Below are 16,419 nucleotides of genomic sequence, written 5' to 3'. Positions count from 1 at the left end.
CGGAGACCGACATTCGGGGTGCCGCTACCGAGCGGGTGAGGTGAGATGCGCCGAGGACTGAGGTTCGTCCCGTTGGCCCTGTTGCTGGCGGTCGTCGCGGAGCTGGCGGTGTTCGTGGCCGTCGGGCGGGCCGTCGGGTTCGGAGTGGCGGTGCTGGCGGTGTTCGCCGCGTCGCTGCTGGGGTTGGTGCTGCTGCGCCGCGAGGGCATGCGCGCCTGGCGGGGCTTCCGGTCCGCCGCGCAGGCCGCGCAGCCGCCGGGCCGGCAGGTCACCGACGGGCTCGTCGGCCTGGCCGGTGCGCTGCTGCTGGCCACGCCGGGCCTGCTCAGCGGCGCGCTGGGCCTGCTGCTGCTGGTGCCGCCGGTGCGGCGGCTTGCCCGGTCCGGGGTGCAACGCGCCACGGAGCGCCGGGTGTCGTCGATGGTCGCCGGTGACCTGTTCGGCCCGCGCCGGGTCCGGGTCCACCGTGGCACGCCGCAGCCGCCGCCCACCGCCGAGCCGACCGTGGTCGACGGCGGGCGGGCCATCGAGGGGGAGATCGTCGAGCCCCGCCAGGGCTGACCGCACACGAAACGGCGCCCCCGGGGAGATTCCTCCCCGGGGGCGCCGTGTGTCCGGTGCCGCTCAGGCGCGACCGCGGCGGGTGCGGACCTCCTGCAGCCGCTCGGCGAGGATGTCCTCCAGCTCGGCGATCGACCGCCGCTCCAGCAGCATGTCCCAGTGGGTACGCGGCGGCTTGGCCTTCTTCTGCTCCGGCTCGCTGCCGTCGACCAGGCGGGCAACGCTGCCGTCGAACTTGCACTCCCAGGTCGTGGGGACCTCGGCGTCGACGGCGAACGGCACCTCGAACTGGTGGCCCTTGGCGCACAGGTACTCGCGGGTCTGACGCGGCGCGAGCTCCGTGTTGCGGTCGGACTCGTAGCTGACCGCCCCGAGGCGGCTACCGCGCAGCATGCGCTCGCCCATGATCGTCTTCCCCTCGTTCGTGGTGCTGTCTTCTGGTGTAACGGTTCGTGTCCGCCGGGCCATTCCCGCCCGCGGCGCGGTGCCGGGTCGCAGGCGGGCCGGTCCAAGGGTAGCCGGCCATGACGACCGCCCGGCGGGGTCGTCCCCGGCCGGGCCGAAACGGTGGAGTGTTTCCGCTGTCGACGGGGATGTTAGCCGCCCCAGCGACTGCGGAGGATGTCATGGCCCGTGACACGCCGGTCGCCGCCCGACCACCCGCCGGGCGGACCTTCCTCGGTCACCCGCCGGCCCTGGCCACGCTGTTCCTCACCGAGATGTGGGAGCGGTTCAGCTTCTACGGCATGCGGGCCATCCTCGTGCTCTACCTGACCGCGTCGCTCGCCGACGAGGGGCAGGGCATGGGGGAGTCCACCGCCAACGCCGTCTACGGCACCTACAACGCGATGGTCTACCTGATGGCGCTGCCCGGCGGCTGGGTGGCCGACCGGCTCATCGGCGCCCGCCGCAGCGTGCTGTGGGGCGGCGTGGTCATCGCCGCCGGCCACTACGTGATGGCGATCCCCACCCGGTGGAGCGTCTTCGCCGGCATGACCCTCATCGTGCTCGGCACCGGCCTGCTCAAACCCAACATCTCCACCATGGTCGGTGACCTGTACGACCGGGACTCGCCGCGCCGCGACGCCGGCTTCGCCATCTTCTACATGGGCATCAACCTGGGCGCGTTCATCGCGCCGCTGATCTGCGGGTTCCTCGGCGAGAAGGTCAACTGGCACCTGGGGTTCGGGGCGGCGGCCGTCGGCATGACCTTCGGTGTCCTGCAGTACGTGCTGGGCCGACGCGGCCTCGGCGACGCCGGCGCCCGTCCGGCCGACCCGCTGCTCGGCGCCGACCGCCGTCGCGCCCTGACCCGCATCGGCATCGCGGCCGCCGGCGTGGCGCTGGTGGTGGCCGCGCTCGCGCTGGCCGGGCTGTTCACCGTCGACACCGTCGTCAACCTGCTCACCGCCGTCACCGTGCTCGTCACCGTCGGCTACTTCGCCCGGATCATGGTCGACCGGGAACTCAGTCCCACCGAACGCAGCCGGATGAAGGCGTACGTGTGGCTGTTCGTCTTCGCCGCCGCGTTCTGGCTCATCTACGACCAGGCCGGATCGGTGCTCAACGTCTTCGCCGCCGACAACACCGACCGGACCGTCGCCGGGTTCACCTTCCCCGCATCCTGGCTCCAGTCGGTCAACCCGATCCTGATCATCATCGGGGCGCCGCTGGCCGCGCTGCTGTGGACACGCCTCGGCCACCGCGTCTCCACCCCGCTGAAGTTCGCCGTGGGCCTGGTGCTCAACGGTCTGTCGTTCGTGCTGATGGCCGCCGCCGCGCAGGCCGCCGTCGGCGGCGACCTGGTCTCGCCGTGGTGGCTGGTGGCCGTGTACGCGATCCAGGTCGCCGGTGAACTGGCGCTGAGCCCGGTCGGTCTGTCCGCCACCACGAAGCTGGCGCCGGTCAAGTACGCCAGCCAGATGATGGGCCTGTGGTTCCTCGCCACCGCCGTCGGCGACGCCATCGGCGGTCAGGTCGCCCGGCTGGCCGAGACGTGGGCGGCGCCGACCTACTTCCTGACCTTCGGACTGGCGTCGGTGGCCCTCGGTCTGGGCGCGGTCATGTTCACCCGGCACATCCGCGGCCTGATGGTCGGCATCCACTGACCCCGCCCGGGCCGCCGCCCGGTCAGCGGGTCGGGGTGGGCGGCAGCGGCAGCGGCAACCCCGGCAGCCCGTCGATGCTGGTCGCCACGTGCTCCTTGCCGGTGAAGTAGGCGTCCAGTGAGGCGTCGTCCTCCCGGGCGAACCGCCGCGCATGCAGATCCCGGTCGGCGTCGTACGTCATGAACGGCACCGCGTATCCGCACGTGTCCCGGATCAGTTCCGCCCGCACCACGATGATCGCCCGCAGCCCGTGCAGCGTGGTGTCGATGTCGGGGAAGTGGCCGATCAGGTCCCGCCACCGCGGGTCGTCGCGGAACACCGGCTCGCCCCGCCCGTGCACCCGCACGATGTTCGGCGGGCCGGTGAACGCGCACCACATCAGCGTGATCCGGCCGTTCTCCCGCAGGTGGGCGACGGTCTCGGCGTTGCTGCCGGCGAAGTCCAGGTACGCCACCGTGCGCTCGTCCAGGACGGCCCACGAGCCGCGCAGCCCCTTCGGGGACAGGTTCACCGTGCCGTCGGCGGCCAGCGGCGCGGTCGCCGTGAAGAACATCGGCTGGTCCTCGATGAACGTCCGCAGCCGACCGTCGATGCGCTCGTACGTCTTTCCCATGCCGCCATCGTCCTCCCCGCCGGTCGGGCCCCGCTGCCCCGCCGGTCGTGACGCCGGTCGCCACCGGCCGAGGGCTTCGCGTTCCGCGCCGACCACCGTCCACCGGCGGACGACGGTCAGCCGGCCGGTGTCGCGGCCTCGCGGCGGGCCAGGGCGGCGGCGGCCAGGTGGCCGACCTGGTCGGCCAGCTGGGCGACGCGCCGGTGCGCCTCGTCCCGGTCGGTTTCGGCGGCGCGCAGCCGTACCGTCAGCTCCTCCAGCCGGCCCTCGGCGGCGGCCGCGGCCTGCCGGGTCGCGGCCAGCTCGGCGCGCAGCGCCTCCCGCGCCTCGGCGAGCGCCGCCGCGTCCGCGCGGGCCCGCTCGGCGTCCGCCGCCACCTGCCGGCGCTCCGCCTCGGCCCGGTCCCGGTCGACCACCGCCCGCTCGCGGACCTGCACCGCCGCGTCGGCCTCGGCTCGTGCGCGCCCGGCCTCCGTCCTGGCCCGGTCCGTGTCGGCCCGCGCCTGCGCGACCTCCTCCCGGGCCTGTGCGGCCTGCTGGCGCGCCTGCGCCCCCTCCTCCCGGGCCTGCGCGGCCTCCGCGCGGTGGTGCTGCGCCGCCTCGACCGCCTCGGCCGCCGCCCGGGTGGCCCGGTCGGCGTCGGCGCGGGCGGCGTCGCGTTCCCCGGCGAGGTCGGCGGCGCGCCGCCGCTCGGCCTCCAGGTCGGCGCGCAGCGTCCGCAGCTCCGCCCGCGCGGCGTCGCGGTCCCGCTCCGCCTGGACCCGCAGCGCCTCGGCGGCGCCGGCCTCCCGGCGCGCGGCGTCCCGAGCCTGCTCGGCCCGGTCGGCCCGCGCCACGGCCGCGGTGGCCTCCTCGGCGGCCCGCCCGGCGTCGGCGCGGGCGGCGTCCCGCTCGGCCGCGGCGGCCCGCGCCGACTCCCGGGCGCGGACGGCGGACGCGGCGGCGTCCTCCGCGTCGCGGCGCGCCTCGTCCCGCTCGGTCTGCGCCGCCGCCACCTGCGTGGCCGCGTCGGCGCGTGCCTGGGCGAGCTGCCGCTCCACCCCGACCGGCGACAGTTCGGCGTGCAGCGCCTCGGTCAGGGTCTCCACGATCTGGTCGAGCCGGTCCACCGCCTCCCAGGTGCGGGCCACCTGCCCGGGCAGGCCCGGGGCGTTGCGGTGGCGCATCCGGCCGTTGCGGGCGGCCCGCTGGCAGGCGCCGTCGTTGTTCCGGCAGTAGCGGAACGGCCGGCCCGCGCCGGCCCGCTGCGGCACCTGCCGACCACAGTGGGCGCAGGGACGGGTGTCGGTGAGGGCGGCCTGCTCGTCCATGGGACCGGAAGTGTAGTCCGGCCCGGCGGTCACGCCCGTGCGGCGGACGCCCCGGCGGTCGCACCGGGCGTACCGCCGGCACGCGGCGTCCCGCGCCCGGTCCCGGAGCAGGCGGAGCCGGCCGCCGGCCCGGGCGCCGGTGCGACGACCGGGCCGGCGGGCCGCTCACACCACTTCGAACTGCGCCATCATGCCGGCCTGGGCGTGCTCCAGGAAGTGGCAGTGGTAGACGTAGCGGCCGGTGAACCCCGTGAAGGTCGCCTGCACGCGGACGGTCGACCCGGGCGGCACCGCCACCGTGTCCTTCAGCCCGGCCTCGCCGGGCCCGGGCGGCACACCGTCGCGGTCGAGCACCCGGAACTGCACCAGGTGCAGGTGCAGGTTGTGGGTGATGCCGAAGGCCGTGTCGGCGTTGGTGACCCGCCAGATCTCGGTGCTGCCGAGGGGGATCCGGGCGTCGACGCGGGCCGCGTCGAACACCTGGCCGTTGATCGTGAACGTGGTCGAGCCCGGGTTGAAGCTGAGGGTCACGTCACGGACCGTGGTCGCCGTGCCCAGTGGCGGCAGCGCGCGCAGCCGGTCCGGCAGCCGGCTGTCGTCGTCCGCCTCGGCGGCCACGTCGAAGGCGAGCACCGGACCGGACGTGTCCTCCAGCACCAGCCGGGTGCCGACCGGCTGCTGCCGGAAGTCCACGACGATCTCGGCGCGTTCCGCCGGGGTCAGGGACAGCTCGGACCGCGGCACCGGCGCCGGCAGCAACCCGCCGTCGCTGGCGATCTGCACCAGGTCCGCGCCGGCCAGGGCCAGGCGGAAGATCCGGTGCGCGGAGGCGTTGAGCAGCCGCAGCCGGTAGCGGCGGGCGGCCACCCGCAGCACCGGCTGGGGCTTGCCGTTGACCAGGATCGTCCGCCGGTCGGCCCACCGCGCCGGGTCGAACACCAGTGTGCCGTCGTCGCCCACCAGCGCGTCACGCAGCATGATCGGGATGTCGTACCGGCCGGAGGGCAGCCGCAGGTCCCGCTCGGCGTCGTCGTCGATCAGGTAGAACCCGTGCAGACCACGGTAGACGTGCTCGGCCTCCATGTGGTGGCTGTGGTCGTGGTACCACAGCGTCGCCCCACGCTGGCGGTTCGGGTAGTGGTAGGCGCGCCAACCACCCGGCGTGATCGCGTCCGACGGGTGTCCGTCGCTGGACGCGGGCACGACACCACCGTGCAGGTGCACGTTCGTCGCGTGGTGCATCTCGTTGCGTACGCGCACCACCGCCGGCCGTCCACGCCTCGCGCGGATGGTGGGGCCGACGAACCGCCCGTTGTAGCCGAGAACCGGGGTGGTCAGCCCCGGCACGATCTCCGTCGTGGTGTGCCGCACGGCCACGTCGTAGACCTCCATTCCGCCTAGGACGGCGGTCGGGCGCAGCACCGGCGGCACCGGCATCGGGACGGTGAACGGGTCGACCGCCGCCGCCCGACCGGCTCCGCCGCCACCGGCGCCGTGGTGGTGGTGCGCGGTGTGCGTGGCGCGCCCGGACGTCGTCCGGCCACCGCAGCCCGGCAGCAGGACCGCACCCCCGGCGGCCAGACCACCGAGGGTGATGAGGCGTCGTCTGTCCACTGTCTGCTCCTCCCCCTGGGTGCCCGGCACCCGCTCACGATGAGGCGCCGGTCGGGCCGGTGGCTCCCGGCTCGACCGGCCGCGGGCGATGCAACCAACCGGCGCCCGTGGCGCACTCGACGCGCGCTCGGGCTCGCTGCTGGAGCGGTACGCGCCCGGCTCCCGGGACCGCGTCCCGCCCGCCCCACCACGTCCCGCCGCGTCCCTGCCCCGCCGTGTTCGCGGTCCGCCCTGTTCCCGGCCTGCCGGCAAGGGCCGGCTGACCCTCGGTGTCGAGGCGCGCCGCCTCCCGCGCCCACGCGCCGTCGGTCCTGCCTCGGCGTCGTGGAATCCTCCCGGGCCGCGTGGTTTGTCCAGGTGACAATCGCAAGATCGACGAGGGTGGGGCGGGTTGCGGCTGGACGGGGACCGCGCGCGTGCGCGCTACCGTGGTCGGGGAGGTGGGGCCGGGTGGAGGCACGGTGGGAGGCGACGGTCGAGGCGCAGATCCGCGCCGCTCAGGAGCGGGGCGAGTTCGACAACCTGCCCGGCGCCGGCAGGCCCATTCCCGGCCGCGACCAGCCGTACGACGAGTCGTGGTGGATCAAGAGCTTCCTGGAGCGGGAGGCGCTGCCCACCGACCTGCTGCTGCCGACGCCGCTGCAACTGCGCCGCCGGATCGAGCGGGTGCCCGACGAGGTGCGGGACCTGCCCACGGAGGAGGCGGTCCGCGGGTACGTCGGCGCGCTCAATGCGCAGATCGTCGCCTGGCTGCGCACACCCACCGGCCCGCAGGTCGTCGTGCGGCCGGTCAACGTCGACGAGGTGGTCCGCCGCTGGCGCGCGGAGCGGCAGCAGGCCGCCATCCGTCCGGCGCCGCCGACGGTGGCCACGGCCCGGGCGCGGCCGACCCGACGGTGGTGGCGCCTGCCGTGGCGCCGCCGTGCGGCGGCCTAGGGGCGCCCGGCGAACGGGACGGAGCGGCCCGCTGCGGGACGGGCCGTACCCGTCCCGCAGCGGTCCCGGTCACAACTGCCGGTAGTAGACCGCGATCGGAAGCTCCGTGCAGCCGAGCCGCTCGTACAGAGCCCGCGCCGGCGCGTGGAACGGGTCGCTGCCGGTGCCGATCTCGACCACCTCGGCACCCAGGGCCCGCAGCTCGTCGAAGGCGTGTTCGCAGAGCGCCGTGCCCAGGTGGTGCCGGCGGTACGCGGCCGACACGGCGAGGATCGTGACGGTCCCGTTGCGCCGGGCCGGATCGACGCTCCAGGCCACGTACCCGGCGATGGTTCCGTCGATCTCGGCGACCGCGACGTGCCGGTGTTCCTCGGGGCGTGCAGCCCGGCGAGTTGCGTTCGGTAGTCGTCCCGCCAGGCACCGTGCTGGTTGGCGAAGATCACCTCGCCCACCAGGGGACGGAAGTAGTCCTCGTAGAACGGCCGGAACGTCTCGATGGTCAGGTTGGTCAGGGGTGCCAGGTCGTCCTGGCGGAACGCGCGGATGCGCATGGAAGTGCACCTCGTCACTGGAGGAATGAAGCCGGACAGAAAGGCGTCATCCGGGCCCCGCGCGGCCGGTCACAGCGGCGCGCGGCGGCCCTCAGCGGCGGGTACGCCCGGCGGCGAAGCACTCCATGCGCGCCAGTCTACGGGACGGCGGCGGTGCCGCTACCGGCTCCGTACGGCCATCCGCACGCCGTACCCGACGGCGGCGAGGACGAGCACGGCGCCCAGGAGCTGGAGGCCCGGCGAGTCGTCGGACTCCCCGTAGACGACCGCGGCGACGCCGATCGCGACGGCGAGGATGGCGAGGAGGTACTTCATGGGGCGCCCCTTCGAAAGACCGGCGCGCAGCGACGCGGGATGCATCACACGCATATATCGACTATCACCCGCTACCTATCGAATGTCAATCGATTCGGTCATCCCTGAGGCGTACGCGGCGGTCGGTGATGCCGTCGCGGAACCGGAGACGGTCAGCTCCGGCGGTCCGCGCGGGAGCCGTAGGCCGGGCCGAACACGACCAGGAGCGTGAGGTCCTCGGTGACGTCCACGAAGCGGTGTTCCTCGCCGGCCGGGACGAAGATCACCGCGCCGGGACCGACGTGCGCCTCGCCGTCCGGCGTCACGATCCGGGCCCGCCCCGCGGTCACCAGGTAGATCTCGTCCTCGGTGTGCGGGCTCTGGTCGTCGACACCGCCGGCCGGGATGCGGTACGTACCGACGGACAGGTCCGGCACCCGCAGGTGCTCGACCCAGTCGTTGGCGGCCGCCTCTGCCGGCTCCGCCCACTCACCGGCACCTTTGATGATCTGCATGGCGGCGACCCTATCCACCGGTCCGCTCCGGCCGCGCCGGCCATTGACGCACCGGTGGCCTGCGGTGGACGGACCCTCCACAGGCACCAGACGGCGGCAACGGCACCGAAGGGCGTGGGGTCACTGCACGGCCGCGCGCCAGGTCCACGACGTGCGCCGGGGCCGTCCCGGCAGCTCACCTCGCCCGGTGCACCACAGCAGCACCTGCGGCGCCGGCCCGTCCGGGGCGTCCGGGAAGAGGCGGTGCAGCACGGCCCTGCTCAGGTCCTCCGGTGGCATCCACGGCACCCCGAGCCCGCGCGTGAGGTCGTAGGTGTGCAGGACGGTCTCGGCCACTCCCATCGCCGCGAAGCCCTCCGGGTCGCACGGCCCCCAGTGCCAGGCCCGCACCTGCGGCCCGGCCGTCTCCACGGCGGCGCGCAGCAGCGCCCCGCAGGCCGTCACCACCGCCAGGACCTCGGCCGGGCCGGCGGCGGGGGAGACCAGCAGGTCGTACGGCAGGTAGCTGGAGTGCGGGCGGCCGGCGACCTGACCGGCGTACGCCATCAGGTCGTGCGCCACGTGAGCGGCGGTCGTCCAGCAGCTCCACTCGAGGTCACCGGCGCGAACCGACCAGTCCCTGTCGGTGTGCGGGCCGAGCAGGGCGGTCATCTCCGCCACGGCGCGGGTGACGTCGGTGCCGGTTGTCACGATCACCGCCCGACCGTGGCACAGCGGCGCGGGACCTGCAATCCGTCGTGCCGGCCGGCATCATCCACTGCGGACTCCGGCACGGCCGGGGTCGACCCGCCGGGGTCGGGACGACGCGACGGGGCTGCGCCGCACCCGGTGATCCGGGTAGCCTCGGCCCGTGACTGCCGGGTCGGCCTTTGGCCACGAGCGGACAGGGCACCCGGCGATTCGATGACGCCGGGGCGGGCCCGCGCCCCGCCCGATCTCCCCGCCACCCTCCTGGGTTCTCCGCGTACCAGTTCGTCTTCGCGCCGCCGAAGCGGCGCCGCTCCTCCGTGCCCGCCGACGGATCGGCCGGCACGCCATGTCCGCTCAGGAAAGCAGCGTATGCCCAACGACTTCAACCAGCAGATCATCGACGAGTTCCGGACCAACGCCGGCCGGGTGCGCGGGCCCTTCGAGGGCGCCCGCCTGATCCTGCTCACCACCACCGGGGCGCGGTCCGGCGCCCCGCACACGACCCCGGTCGGCTACCTGCCCGACGGCGGGGAGCGCATCCTCGTGATCGCCTCCGCCGGCGGCGCCGACCGCCATCCCGACTGGTTCCACAACCTGGTCGCCGACCCGACGGTCACCGTCGAGGACGGCGTCTTCACCTATCCTGCCCGGGCCGAGGTGCTCACCGGCGTCGACCGGGACCAGGTCTTCGCCCGCGCGGTGGAGGCCGATCCGGGCTGGGCCGCGTACCAGGCGAAGACCGAGCGGGTCATCCCGGTGGTGGCCCTCCACCCGCAGGACGCCGGTCCGCCGGCAGCGGCGTCCTGGGGCGCGGCGCTGCGGCTCATCCACGACGCGTTCCGGCGCGAACTGGCGCTGATCCGCGACGAGGTCGAACGGTCCGGCGCGACGCTCGGTGCGCAGCTACGGGTGAACTGCCTGACCCTCTGCGGGGGCCTGCACGCCCACCACACGCACGAGGATGCCGGCATGTTCGTCGGCATCGGCGCGCAGCGCCCCGACTTGGCCGACGTGCTCGACCGGCTCCGCACCGAGCACCGGCGGGTGGCCGAGCTGGTGGGCGAACTCCAGCAGGCGGTCACCACCACGGTCACCGACCGCGACGAGGTCCGCGAGCGGGTCGCGCGCCTCGTGGCCGAAGTGGAGGCCCATCTGGCGTACGAGGAGGAGCAGCTCATCCCCGTCCTCGACACCGCTTGACCACTCCGTCGCCCCGGAACCCGAGGAGGCCTGCCCGAGGGGGCAGGCCTCCTCGGTGTTTCACCCGAGCCGGGTTCCGTCGGCCCGCACCCGGTTTATCGAAATACCGGGAACATCAATCCGACAAACACCCGGGACAAAAGGGACAGATCCGCCGTACATCATAATGACGGTTCTTGTGCATAAGCCCGCAGGCTGGTGTAAGCGCGGGCCCGTCGTGGGGCGCGGCTCAACACGGTGGTCAGGCGGGCGCGGCGGCGTCTTTCGGCCGGTCGGCGCCGATCAGGAGAAAGTTCGCCGCCCGCTGGTGGTAGGCGTCGAGGAACGCCGCCTCGATGCCCGTGCGGTGCTGCGAGTGGGTGCGCAACTCCCAGTAGGGAATGGCCTCGGCGGTGAGGTCGACGACCCGGTACGGGACGAGCCCGTTCGCGGCCAGCGCCGCGAAGTAGGTGCTGCGACGGTGCATGTGGCAGCCGTAGTGGCGGTCGATGCGCTCGGTGTCCGCCGTCGGCCCGGTCAGGTCGTCGACGCACCAGGTGATGAGGACGTACCGGCCGCCGGGGCGCAGGATCCGAGCGAACTCCCGGTACAGCTCGAACAGGTCGACGTACATGGTGGTCTCGTTGGTCACGATCGCGTCGAAGGACGCGGAAGGCAAGCCGGTGCGCAGCATGTTGCGCAGGTGGAAGCGCACGCTGTCGGCGCAACCGCGCCGCTGCGCCAGGCGGGTGGCGAACTCGACCTGGTAGCGGGAGATGGTCAGGCCGTCCACCTGGCAGCCGAACCGGTCGTGCAGCATGAAGGCGGTGCCGCCGCGGCCCGACCCGCCGTCCAGCAGCCGATCCTCGGCGCAGACCGGGGCCAGGGTGTCCAGGATGCGCTCGGTCTGCTGGTTCTCCAGCCGGTGCAGTTCGGCGAGGACGGCGGTCTCGCGGTCCGCTGCCGGCAGGTCGAGGATCGCGCGGTCGAAGTCGCCCACGCCGTAGTGGTGGTGGATCACACCGTCCTCCGCGCCGAGGAGCAGGTTGATCTGGTCGTCTCGTTTGGTGTCCCAGTACCGGGCGACGGCGGCCTCGTACTCGGTGACGATGGCCGCGGGGGGATCGGTCAGCGGTGTCGACATGGTTACTCCTTCGAAGGTCCGGATTCCCGGCGAAGGAGCGCCGATGCCGTGTCGTAGTCGCTGACCTCGTACATGTTCCACACGAAGAGCGTGTGCGCCCACAGGAAGCGGGTCAGCGTGGCGAGCGCGGACGGTGCCGTTCGCCGGGCAGCGTCGAGGTGCGCGAGATCGGCGGCGCAGGTCTCGCGGAGGCGCTGGCGGGCGGCCTGTTCGGCGGCCGCGTCGCCGAGGCCCCGGGCGGTGAGGTCACGCTGCAGCAGCCAGACCGCGTTGAGCGTGCCCTCCTCCCGCTCGCGGGCGGCCGACCGCAGGTCGTTGGCCAGCCGGAAGCAGCGCGCCGCGGTGTCGATCACCGGATCGAGCGCGGCGAAGCTGTCCGCCGCGGCCGGCTCGTCGGCGAGGATCGCCGCCGTGACGGTGTACGGGCGTACGGAGATCGTCGTCATGCCGTTGCGCAGGTACGTGTCGTAGCCGGGCTGGTCCGCCGGTGTCCCGGCGGCGCTCCAGCGCCGCTCCCGCAGCATCCCCCGGACGATGTCCGCCATCCCGGCCCGCCACCGGCGCGCGAACCGCGGGTACAGCGGGTAGCGGCTCAGGTCACCGCGGATCGACCCGTACGCGGCCAGTAGCGCGTCGTCGTCGGCCGGGAGATGACCCGCGAAGCGACGCGCCCAGGTGTCGACCCGCTCGTCCGGAACCGCCCGGTCGTCGAAGACGTCGTCCACTCCGAAGATCCACAGCCACCATCGCGTCAGGAGCCCGAGTTCGGTGACGCGCAGGTGGGGCATGGCGACGGTGGAGACCAGCGCGCAGGCGGCGGTGACGGAGGGGCGGCGCACGATCGGGTACTCGGTCAACCAGGCGTCACAGCGCGCGGTCACCTCCCGCGCACGGTCGAGGAGGCGTCCGTGGTCGGCCACCGGTACGAATGCCAGCAGACCGCTGGCCAGCTGCGGCACCACCGCTCCTCGACGCTGGCCCGGCCGCGCCCGGCGACCGGGCTGTTCATCCGCCGGTCCTCAGTCTGCGCGCCCGGACCGCCCGGCTCAGCCCCCCGAACGGTCACGCTCCGTCGCCGTACGGCCGTGCCGGTCGGGGATCGCGCACCAGCTCGAACGCAGACCGGCCGGGTGGCGCGGCGCCCGGTGCCCACCGAGGGTCAGCCGCCGGCCCGCCCCTCCGCGACCAGGGCAGCCTGGCGCTCGCGCCAGCGCCGCTGCGCCGCACGGTTGCAGATCCGGCAGACCCGGCGGTAGCGACCCGTCCCCGGGTCGGTCTCCCGGTCGTGTCCGTTGCGGCACTGCGGCCGCTGGGTGCGTTCGCGGCAGTTCTGCGCATGGCTGAGCTGGCGGAGATGGGTCGGCTCGATGCAGTCCGGCACCGCGCAGTCGTGGCGGACCTCGAGCGTGGGATCGTAGTCGCCGACGAACACCACGTACGCCGCGACGTGCGCCCAGGCCCGGCCGGCGAGTTTCTGGTACACACCGCGTCGGCTGCCGTAGCCCCGCACCACGAGACACCCGTTGTCGAGACGGACGGCGCGGTTCAGCAGGTACGCCCGGAGGGTGTCCTCGGTGAAGTGTCGGGAGAGGCCGTTGATCTGGGACAGCACAGCATCAGGGTAGGAGTCGGGGACGACGATCGGCGCTCAGGTGCGGGCGCCGCCGAGGCCGAGCAGCACCGCCAGCCCCAGGGCGGAACGCGGGGCGTACGGGACCCGCCACAGCCCGCCGTGCGCGGCCGCGTACGCCTCGTCCTGCCACGGATGCGAGTGGGTGGGGCCGCCGCCGGTGCGCAGGTCGTGCACGAGCAGCGCGGCCATCAGCGTGTTGCTCGTCGCCGGGTCGAACACCTCGATGCCGAACCGGTGGGCGCCGGCGTAGGCGGCGGCGAGCGCCCGGTTGCGCAGCACCGAGCGGGTGCGCGTGGGCGGGGCCACGGTGAACGACACGGTCGTGCCGGCGTCGCGCGCCACCGCGGCCCGCCAGCGTTGCAGGCGCTTGGCGAGGGCGTAGTTCGGGCCCTGCTGCGGTACGAGGCTGTCGTTGACGCCCGGGTCGGCGTCCGGGGGGTAGTTGCGGTGCAGCAGGCGCCCGCCGGAGGCGACCCGCAGCGCGCGGCGCGCCACACCCCGCCGTGCGTAGCCGCGTTCGGCGTGGGCGACCGCGTCGCCCGGCACCGCGAACACGTCGGTCGGGGTGGCGAGGAACGCCAGCGCCAGGTCGGGGCGCCGCTGGTGGAGGTGGCGGGTTAGGGCGTCGACGGCCATCGCGACCCGGACGTTGGTCGCCCCGTCGGCGTACACGTAGTTGCCGAGGACGAGCCGGCCGTCGACGCCGTCGAGCCACCGCGCGACCTGCGGGAGCCGGTGCAGCAGGTCGAGGCCCGCGCCGGCGGCGAGGGCGGTGTCGTCGTCGGCGTCGGTGCCGGGCCGGACCGGCAGGTGCAGCCGCCCGCCGTGGCGACGGGCCGTCGCCAGTACGCGTCGCCAGAGTTCCGGGCGGGGCAGGTCGACCGCCACCACGTCGCCGCCCCAGCGCAGCACCGACGGCAACGGGCCCATCTCGGCGCCCGCGCCGAGCACCACGATCCGCTGGTCGCGCAGGTCCAGCCAGTCCGGGTTCGCGAGCACCGCGCCGACGGCCTCGGCGCAGGACGGCTCGATGACGCCGGCGCCCACCCAGGCGTCGAGGCGGCGGCGCAGGTCGTCGCCGCGCAGCCGCCCACCCCGGTACGGCAGGGAGAACTCCCGTTCCACCGGGCCGCCCCCGGTCACCGTGGCGGTCTGCGGCGGCTCGTGGTCGTCGGGTGCGACGGCGGCGTCGTCCAGGCTCGTCTCGTGGCCGTCGGGGTCAACGTACCGCATCCGCTCGTGCAGGGACGCGAGGCCGTCACGGGCGATGGTGAGCGCGGCGTCGCGGCTGAGCAGCCCGGCCTCGACCAGGCGGCGGAAGTGGACGAGGTAGCCGTGCCGCCAGTTCGTCTCGTGTTCGGCCGCGCGGGCCCCCACCGGGTCGACGGCGCGCAGCGCGTCGGCGACGACCGCCCGGCCCAGGGCCGAGGTGCTGCGCCCCGCGCCGGTACGCGGGAAGACGACCCCGGTCGGACCCTCCACGGACACGGCACCCTCCCTGCCTCGGTCGCCCGGCGGGCACCGGGCACGGGTGCCACTCTGCCGCATACGACCGCGGCCCGCCGGAGCGGGACCGCCGGCGGGAGCGGACAATGAGCCGGTGACCCTTCCGTTCCCATCGCCCACCGTGCCGGCCGCGGACCGCCGTGAGGTGTTCCTGCGCTACCTGGACTACTTCCGGGAGAGCCTGATCGCCAAGGTCGAGGCGCTGCCCGGGCCGGAGCTGCGCCGCAGCCGGGTCGCGTCGGGCTGGACGCCGCTGGAGCTGGTCAAGCACCTTCGGCATGTGGAGCGGCGGTGGATCGAGTGGGGTTTCCAGGGCCGCGCGGTGAACGAGCCGTGGGGCGACCGGCGCGACGACCGCTGGTACGTGGCACCGGAGGAGGACCGCGACGGTCTGGTCGCCGGGCTGCGGGACCAGGGCGCGTACACCCGCGCGGCGGTCGAGGCCGCCGATCTGGACGCGGTCGGAGCGCCCGGACCGCGGTGGGACGGCGCGGAGCCGGCGACGCTGGAGCGGGTGCTGTTCCACCTGGTGCAGGAGTACGCCCGCCACCTCGGGCACCTCGATATCGTCGCCGAGATCGCCAGCGGGCCGGTGGGGGAGTGACGGTCGGCTGACCGGCGCGGGCGACGCGCGGTCAGCCGGCGTGGCGGACCTCGGCGTCCCAGCACGGGCGCGGTCGAGCCGGGCACGCACCGCAACGACAGCAGGGGCAACCTGGTCCGACGAACGACCCAGGGCAGCACGGTATGAGGTTGTGAAGACATGATCTCTCTGGACCTGACACGAGGCCGAAGGACGCGCGGCCTCGAACGCTGTAGGACCGGGCGCACGAGGGCAGCCCGGCAGAACCGACGGGAGCGTCGGCTACCGGTGAGCGGAAGAAGGTGTCAGGTCTGGAGAGCAGGCGGGGTCACGCGGTTCGTCCTCTGTCCTCACTGTGACGGGCCGCGGGCAACCTACGGGAACGCGGAAGGACGGCTCAAACGGTTTTCCGACCGAACGCCGGTGAGCCGGCAAGGCTCCGCGTCAGCCGGGGGTCAGGACGCAGAACTCGTTGCCCTCGGGGTCGGCGAGGCACGTCCACGGCACATCGCCCTGGCCGACGTCGACGCCGGTGGCCCCGAGAGCCGTCAGCCGGGCCACCTCGGCCGCTTGATCATCACCGGGGTACGGCATCAGGTCGAGATGGACGCGGTTCCACACGGTCTGCACGCCGGACGTGCGAAGGAACTCCAGGTACGGCCCGACACCCTTGGCCGACCGCAGCCGCGCATGGTCATCGGTCACCTCGTGCAGCGCCCAGTCCAGCGTCTCGCCCCAGAACCGGGCCATGGCCCGCGGATCCGCGCAGTCGACCACCACCGCGGCGATCGGCCCGGTGTCCCGGTAGATCTCCCGAGGCTCCAACACGCAGAACACGTTGCCCTCCGGGTCGGCCAGGACCGTCCACGGGACATCGCCCTGGCCCACATCCGCGGGCGTCGCACCGAGATCCTTCAGGCGCGCGACCAACTCCGCCTGGTGGGCCGCCGAGGTGGTGGCGAGGTCGAGGTGCACGCGGTACTTCACCGTTTCGGGGTCCGGGACGGTGACGACGTCGACGCAGACGGCGGCGGGGTCGGGCCAGGTGAAGCCCACGGGCTCGACGTTGGTCACCCCCGGTCCCTCGCGGGAAACACCCCAGCCCAGCGCCTCCGCCCAGAACCGGCCGAGGGCTGAGTCGTCCCGGGCCTTGACATTCACCTGAACGAGTCGCAGCGCCAT

At 74.1% G+C, this 16,419-nt stretch carries 18 protein-coding genes; 5 read left to right on the top strand and 13 right to left on the bottom strand.

Annotated elements, in window-relative coordinates:
• Positions 1-45: 45 nt before the first annotated feature.
• Positions 46-561 carry an FxsA family protein gene (locus GKC29_RS19820; protein WP_155332236.1) on the top strand — a complete coding sequence of 172 codons (516 nt, stop codon included), beginning with the start codon at positions 46-48 and terminating at the stop codon, positions 559-561.
• A gap of 63 nt (positions 562-624) precedes the next feature.
• Here the strand turns inward: GKC29_RS19820 and GKC29_RS19815 are convergent, their stop codons facing one another.
• Positions 625-966, bottom strand: coding sequence for an RNA polymerase-binding protein RbpA (locus GKC29_RS19815; RefSeq protein ID WP_046564157.1), 342 nt, complete (start codon positions 964-966; stop codon positions 625-627).
• A gap of 221 nt (positions 967-1,187) precedes the next feature.
• On the opposite strand from GKC29_RS19815, the gene GKC29_RS19810 reads away from it, so the two are divergent.
• A complete protein-coding gene (locus GKC29_RS19810) occupies positions 1,188-2,669 on the top strand; it encodes a peptide MFS transporter (protein WP_155332235.1) in 1,482 nt (493 codons plus the stop codon).
• A gap of 22 nt (positions 2,670-2,691) precedes the next feature.
• Here GKC29_RS19810 and GKC29_RS19805 read toward each other — a convergent pair whose 3' ends face one another.
• The 3 genes from GKC29_RS19805 to GKC29_RS19795 form a co-directional block, all read right to left on the bottom strand.
• The gene (locus GKC29_RS19805; RefSeq protein ID WP_155332234.1) at positions 2,692-3,282 is read right to left on the bottom strand and encodes a pyridoxamine 5'-phosphate oxidase family protein; all 591 of its coding nucleotides are present in this window, start codon (positions 3,280-3,282) and stop codon (positions 2,692-2,694) included.
• 116 nt (positions 3,283-3,398) lie between these two features.
• Positions 3,399-4,592: a hypothetical protein gene (locus GKC29_RS19800; RefSeq protein WP_155332233.1), complete on the bottom strand. Its 1,194-nt coding sequence runs from the start codon at positions 4,590-4,592 to the stop codon at positions 3,399-3,401.
• 165 nt (positions 4,593-4,757) lie between these two features.
• Positions 4,758-6,206, bottom strand: coding sequence for a multicopper oxidase family protein (locus GKC29_RS19795; protein ID WP_230688723.1), 1,449 nt, complete (start codon positions 6,204-6,206; stop codon positions 4,758-4,760).
• A 450-nt stretch (positions 6,207-6,656) separates the two neighbouring features.
• Here GKC29_RS19795 and GKC29_RS19790 point away from each other — a divergent pair, with 450 nt between their 5' ends.
• The gene (locus GKC29_RS19790) at positions 6,657-7,142 is read left to right on the top strand and encodes a DUF1992 domain-containing protein (protein ID WP_155332232.1); all 486 of its coding nucleotides are present in this window, start codon (positions 6,657-6,659) and stop codon (positions 7,140-7,142) included.
• Between the two features lie 69 nt (positions 7,143-7,211).
• Here the strand turns inward: GKC29_RS19790 and GKC29_RS30600 are convergent, their stop codons facing one another.
• The 4 genes from GKC29_RS30600 to GKC29_RS19775 form a co-directional block, all read right to left on the bottom strand.
• Positions 7,212-7,703 carry an N-acetyltransferase family protein gene (locus tag GKC29_RS30600; protein WP_370463269.1) on the bottom strand — a complete coding sequence of 164 codons (492 nt, stop codon included), beginning with the start codon at positions 7,701-7,703 and terminating at the stop codon, positions 7,212-7,214.
• 149 nt (positions 7,704-7,852) lie between these two features.
• Positions 7,853-8,008, bottom strand: coding sequence for a hypothetical protein (locus GKC29_RS29635; RefSeq protein ID WP_196255667.1), 156 nt, complete (start codon positions 8,006-8,008; stop codon positions 7,853-7,855).
• A 152-nt stretch (positions 8,009-8,160) separates the two neighbouring features.
• Entirely contained in the window at positions 8,161-8,502 is a 342-nt protein-coding gene (locus GKC29_RS19780; RefSeq protein ID WP_155332231.1) for a cupin domain-containing protein, read from the bottom strand.
• 120 nt (positions 8,503-8,622) lie between these two features.
• Positions 8,623-9,198: a DinB family protein gene (locus GKC29_RS19775; RefSeq protein ID WP_155332230.1), complete on the bottom strand. Its 576-nt coding sequence runs from the start codon at positions 9,196-9,198 to the stop codon at positions 8,623-8,625.
• A 363-nt stretch (positions 9,199-9,561) separates the two neighbouring features.
• On the opposite strand from GKC29_RS19775, the gene GKC29_RS19770 reads away from it, so the two are divergent.
• Positions 9,562-10,392 (top strand): nitroreductase/quinone reductase family protein, encoded by an 831-nt coding sequence (locus GKC29_RS19770; protein ID WP_155332229.1) that lies wholly within the window; start codon positions 9,562-9,564, stop codon positions 10,390-10,392.
• Positions 10,393-10,633: 241 nt separating this feature from the next.
• On the opposite strand, the gene GKC29_RS19765 is transcribed toward GKC29_RS19770, so the two are convergent.
• The 4 genes from GKC29_RS19765 to GKC29_RS19750 all read right to left on the bottom strand — a co-directional run bounded on the left by GKC29_RS19765 (position 10,634) and on the right by GKC29_RS19750 (position 14,636).
• Positions 10,634-11,515, bottom strand: a complete 882-nt coding sequence (locus GKC29_RS19765; protein ID WP_155332228.1) for a methyltransferase domain-containing protein — start codon at positions 11,513-11,515, stop codon at positions 10,634-10,636.
• Between the two features lie 2 nt (positions 11,516-11,517).
• Entirely contained in the window at positions 11,518-12,474 is a 957-nt protein-coding gene (locus GKC29_RS19760) for a terpene synthase family protein (RefSeq protein ID WP_155332227.1), read from the bottom strand.
• 200 nt (positions 12,475-12,674) lie between these two features.
• Positions 12,675-13,127: an HNH endonuclease gene (locus GKC29_RS19755; RefSeq protein ID WP_155332226.1), complete on the bottom strand. Its 453-nt coding sequence runs from the start codon at positions 13,125-13,127 to the stop codon at positions 12,675-12,677.
• A 36-nt stretch (positions 13,128-13,163) separates the two neighbouring features.
• Positions 13,164-14,636 carry a hypothetical protein gene (locus tag GKC29_RS19750; RefSeq protein WP_230688721.1) on the bottom strand — a complete coding sequence of 491 codons (1,473 nt, stop codon included), beginning with the start codon at positions 14,634-14,636 and terminating at the stop codon, positions 13,164-13,166.
• A 112-nt stretch (positions 14,637-14,748) separates the two neighbouring features.
• Here GKC29_RS19750 and GKC29_RS19745 point away from each other — a divergent pair, with 112 nt between their 5' ends.
• On the top strand, positions 14,749-15,258 hold the full coding sequence (locus GKC29_RS19745; RefSeq protein WP_155332225.1) for a DinB family protein: 510 nt from the start codon (positions 14,749-14,751) through the stop codon (positions 15,256-15,258).
• Between the two features lie 423 nt (positions 15,259-15,681).
• Here the strand turns inward: GKC29_RS19745 and GKC29_RS19740 are convergent, their stop codons facing one another.
• Positions 15,682-16,419 (bottom strand): VOC family protein, encoded by a 738-nt coding sequence (locus GKC29_RS19740; protein ID WP_155332224.1) that lies wholly within the window; start codon positions 16,417-16,419, stop codon positions 15,682-15,684.

It is taken from the genome of Micromonospora sp. WMMC415, assembly GCF_009707425.1.
Lineage (GTDB): Bacteria > Actinomycetota > Actinomycetes > Mycobacteriales > Micromonosporaceae > Micromonospora.
This window is presented reverse-complemented; position numbering and strand designations above follow the sequence as displayed.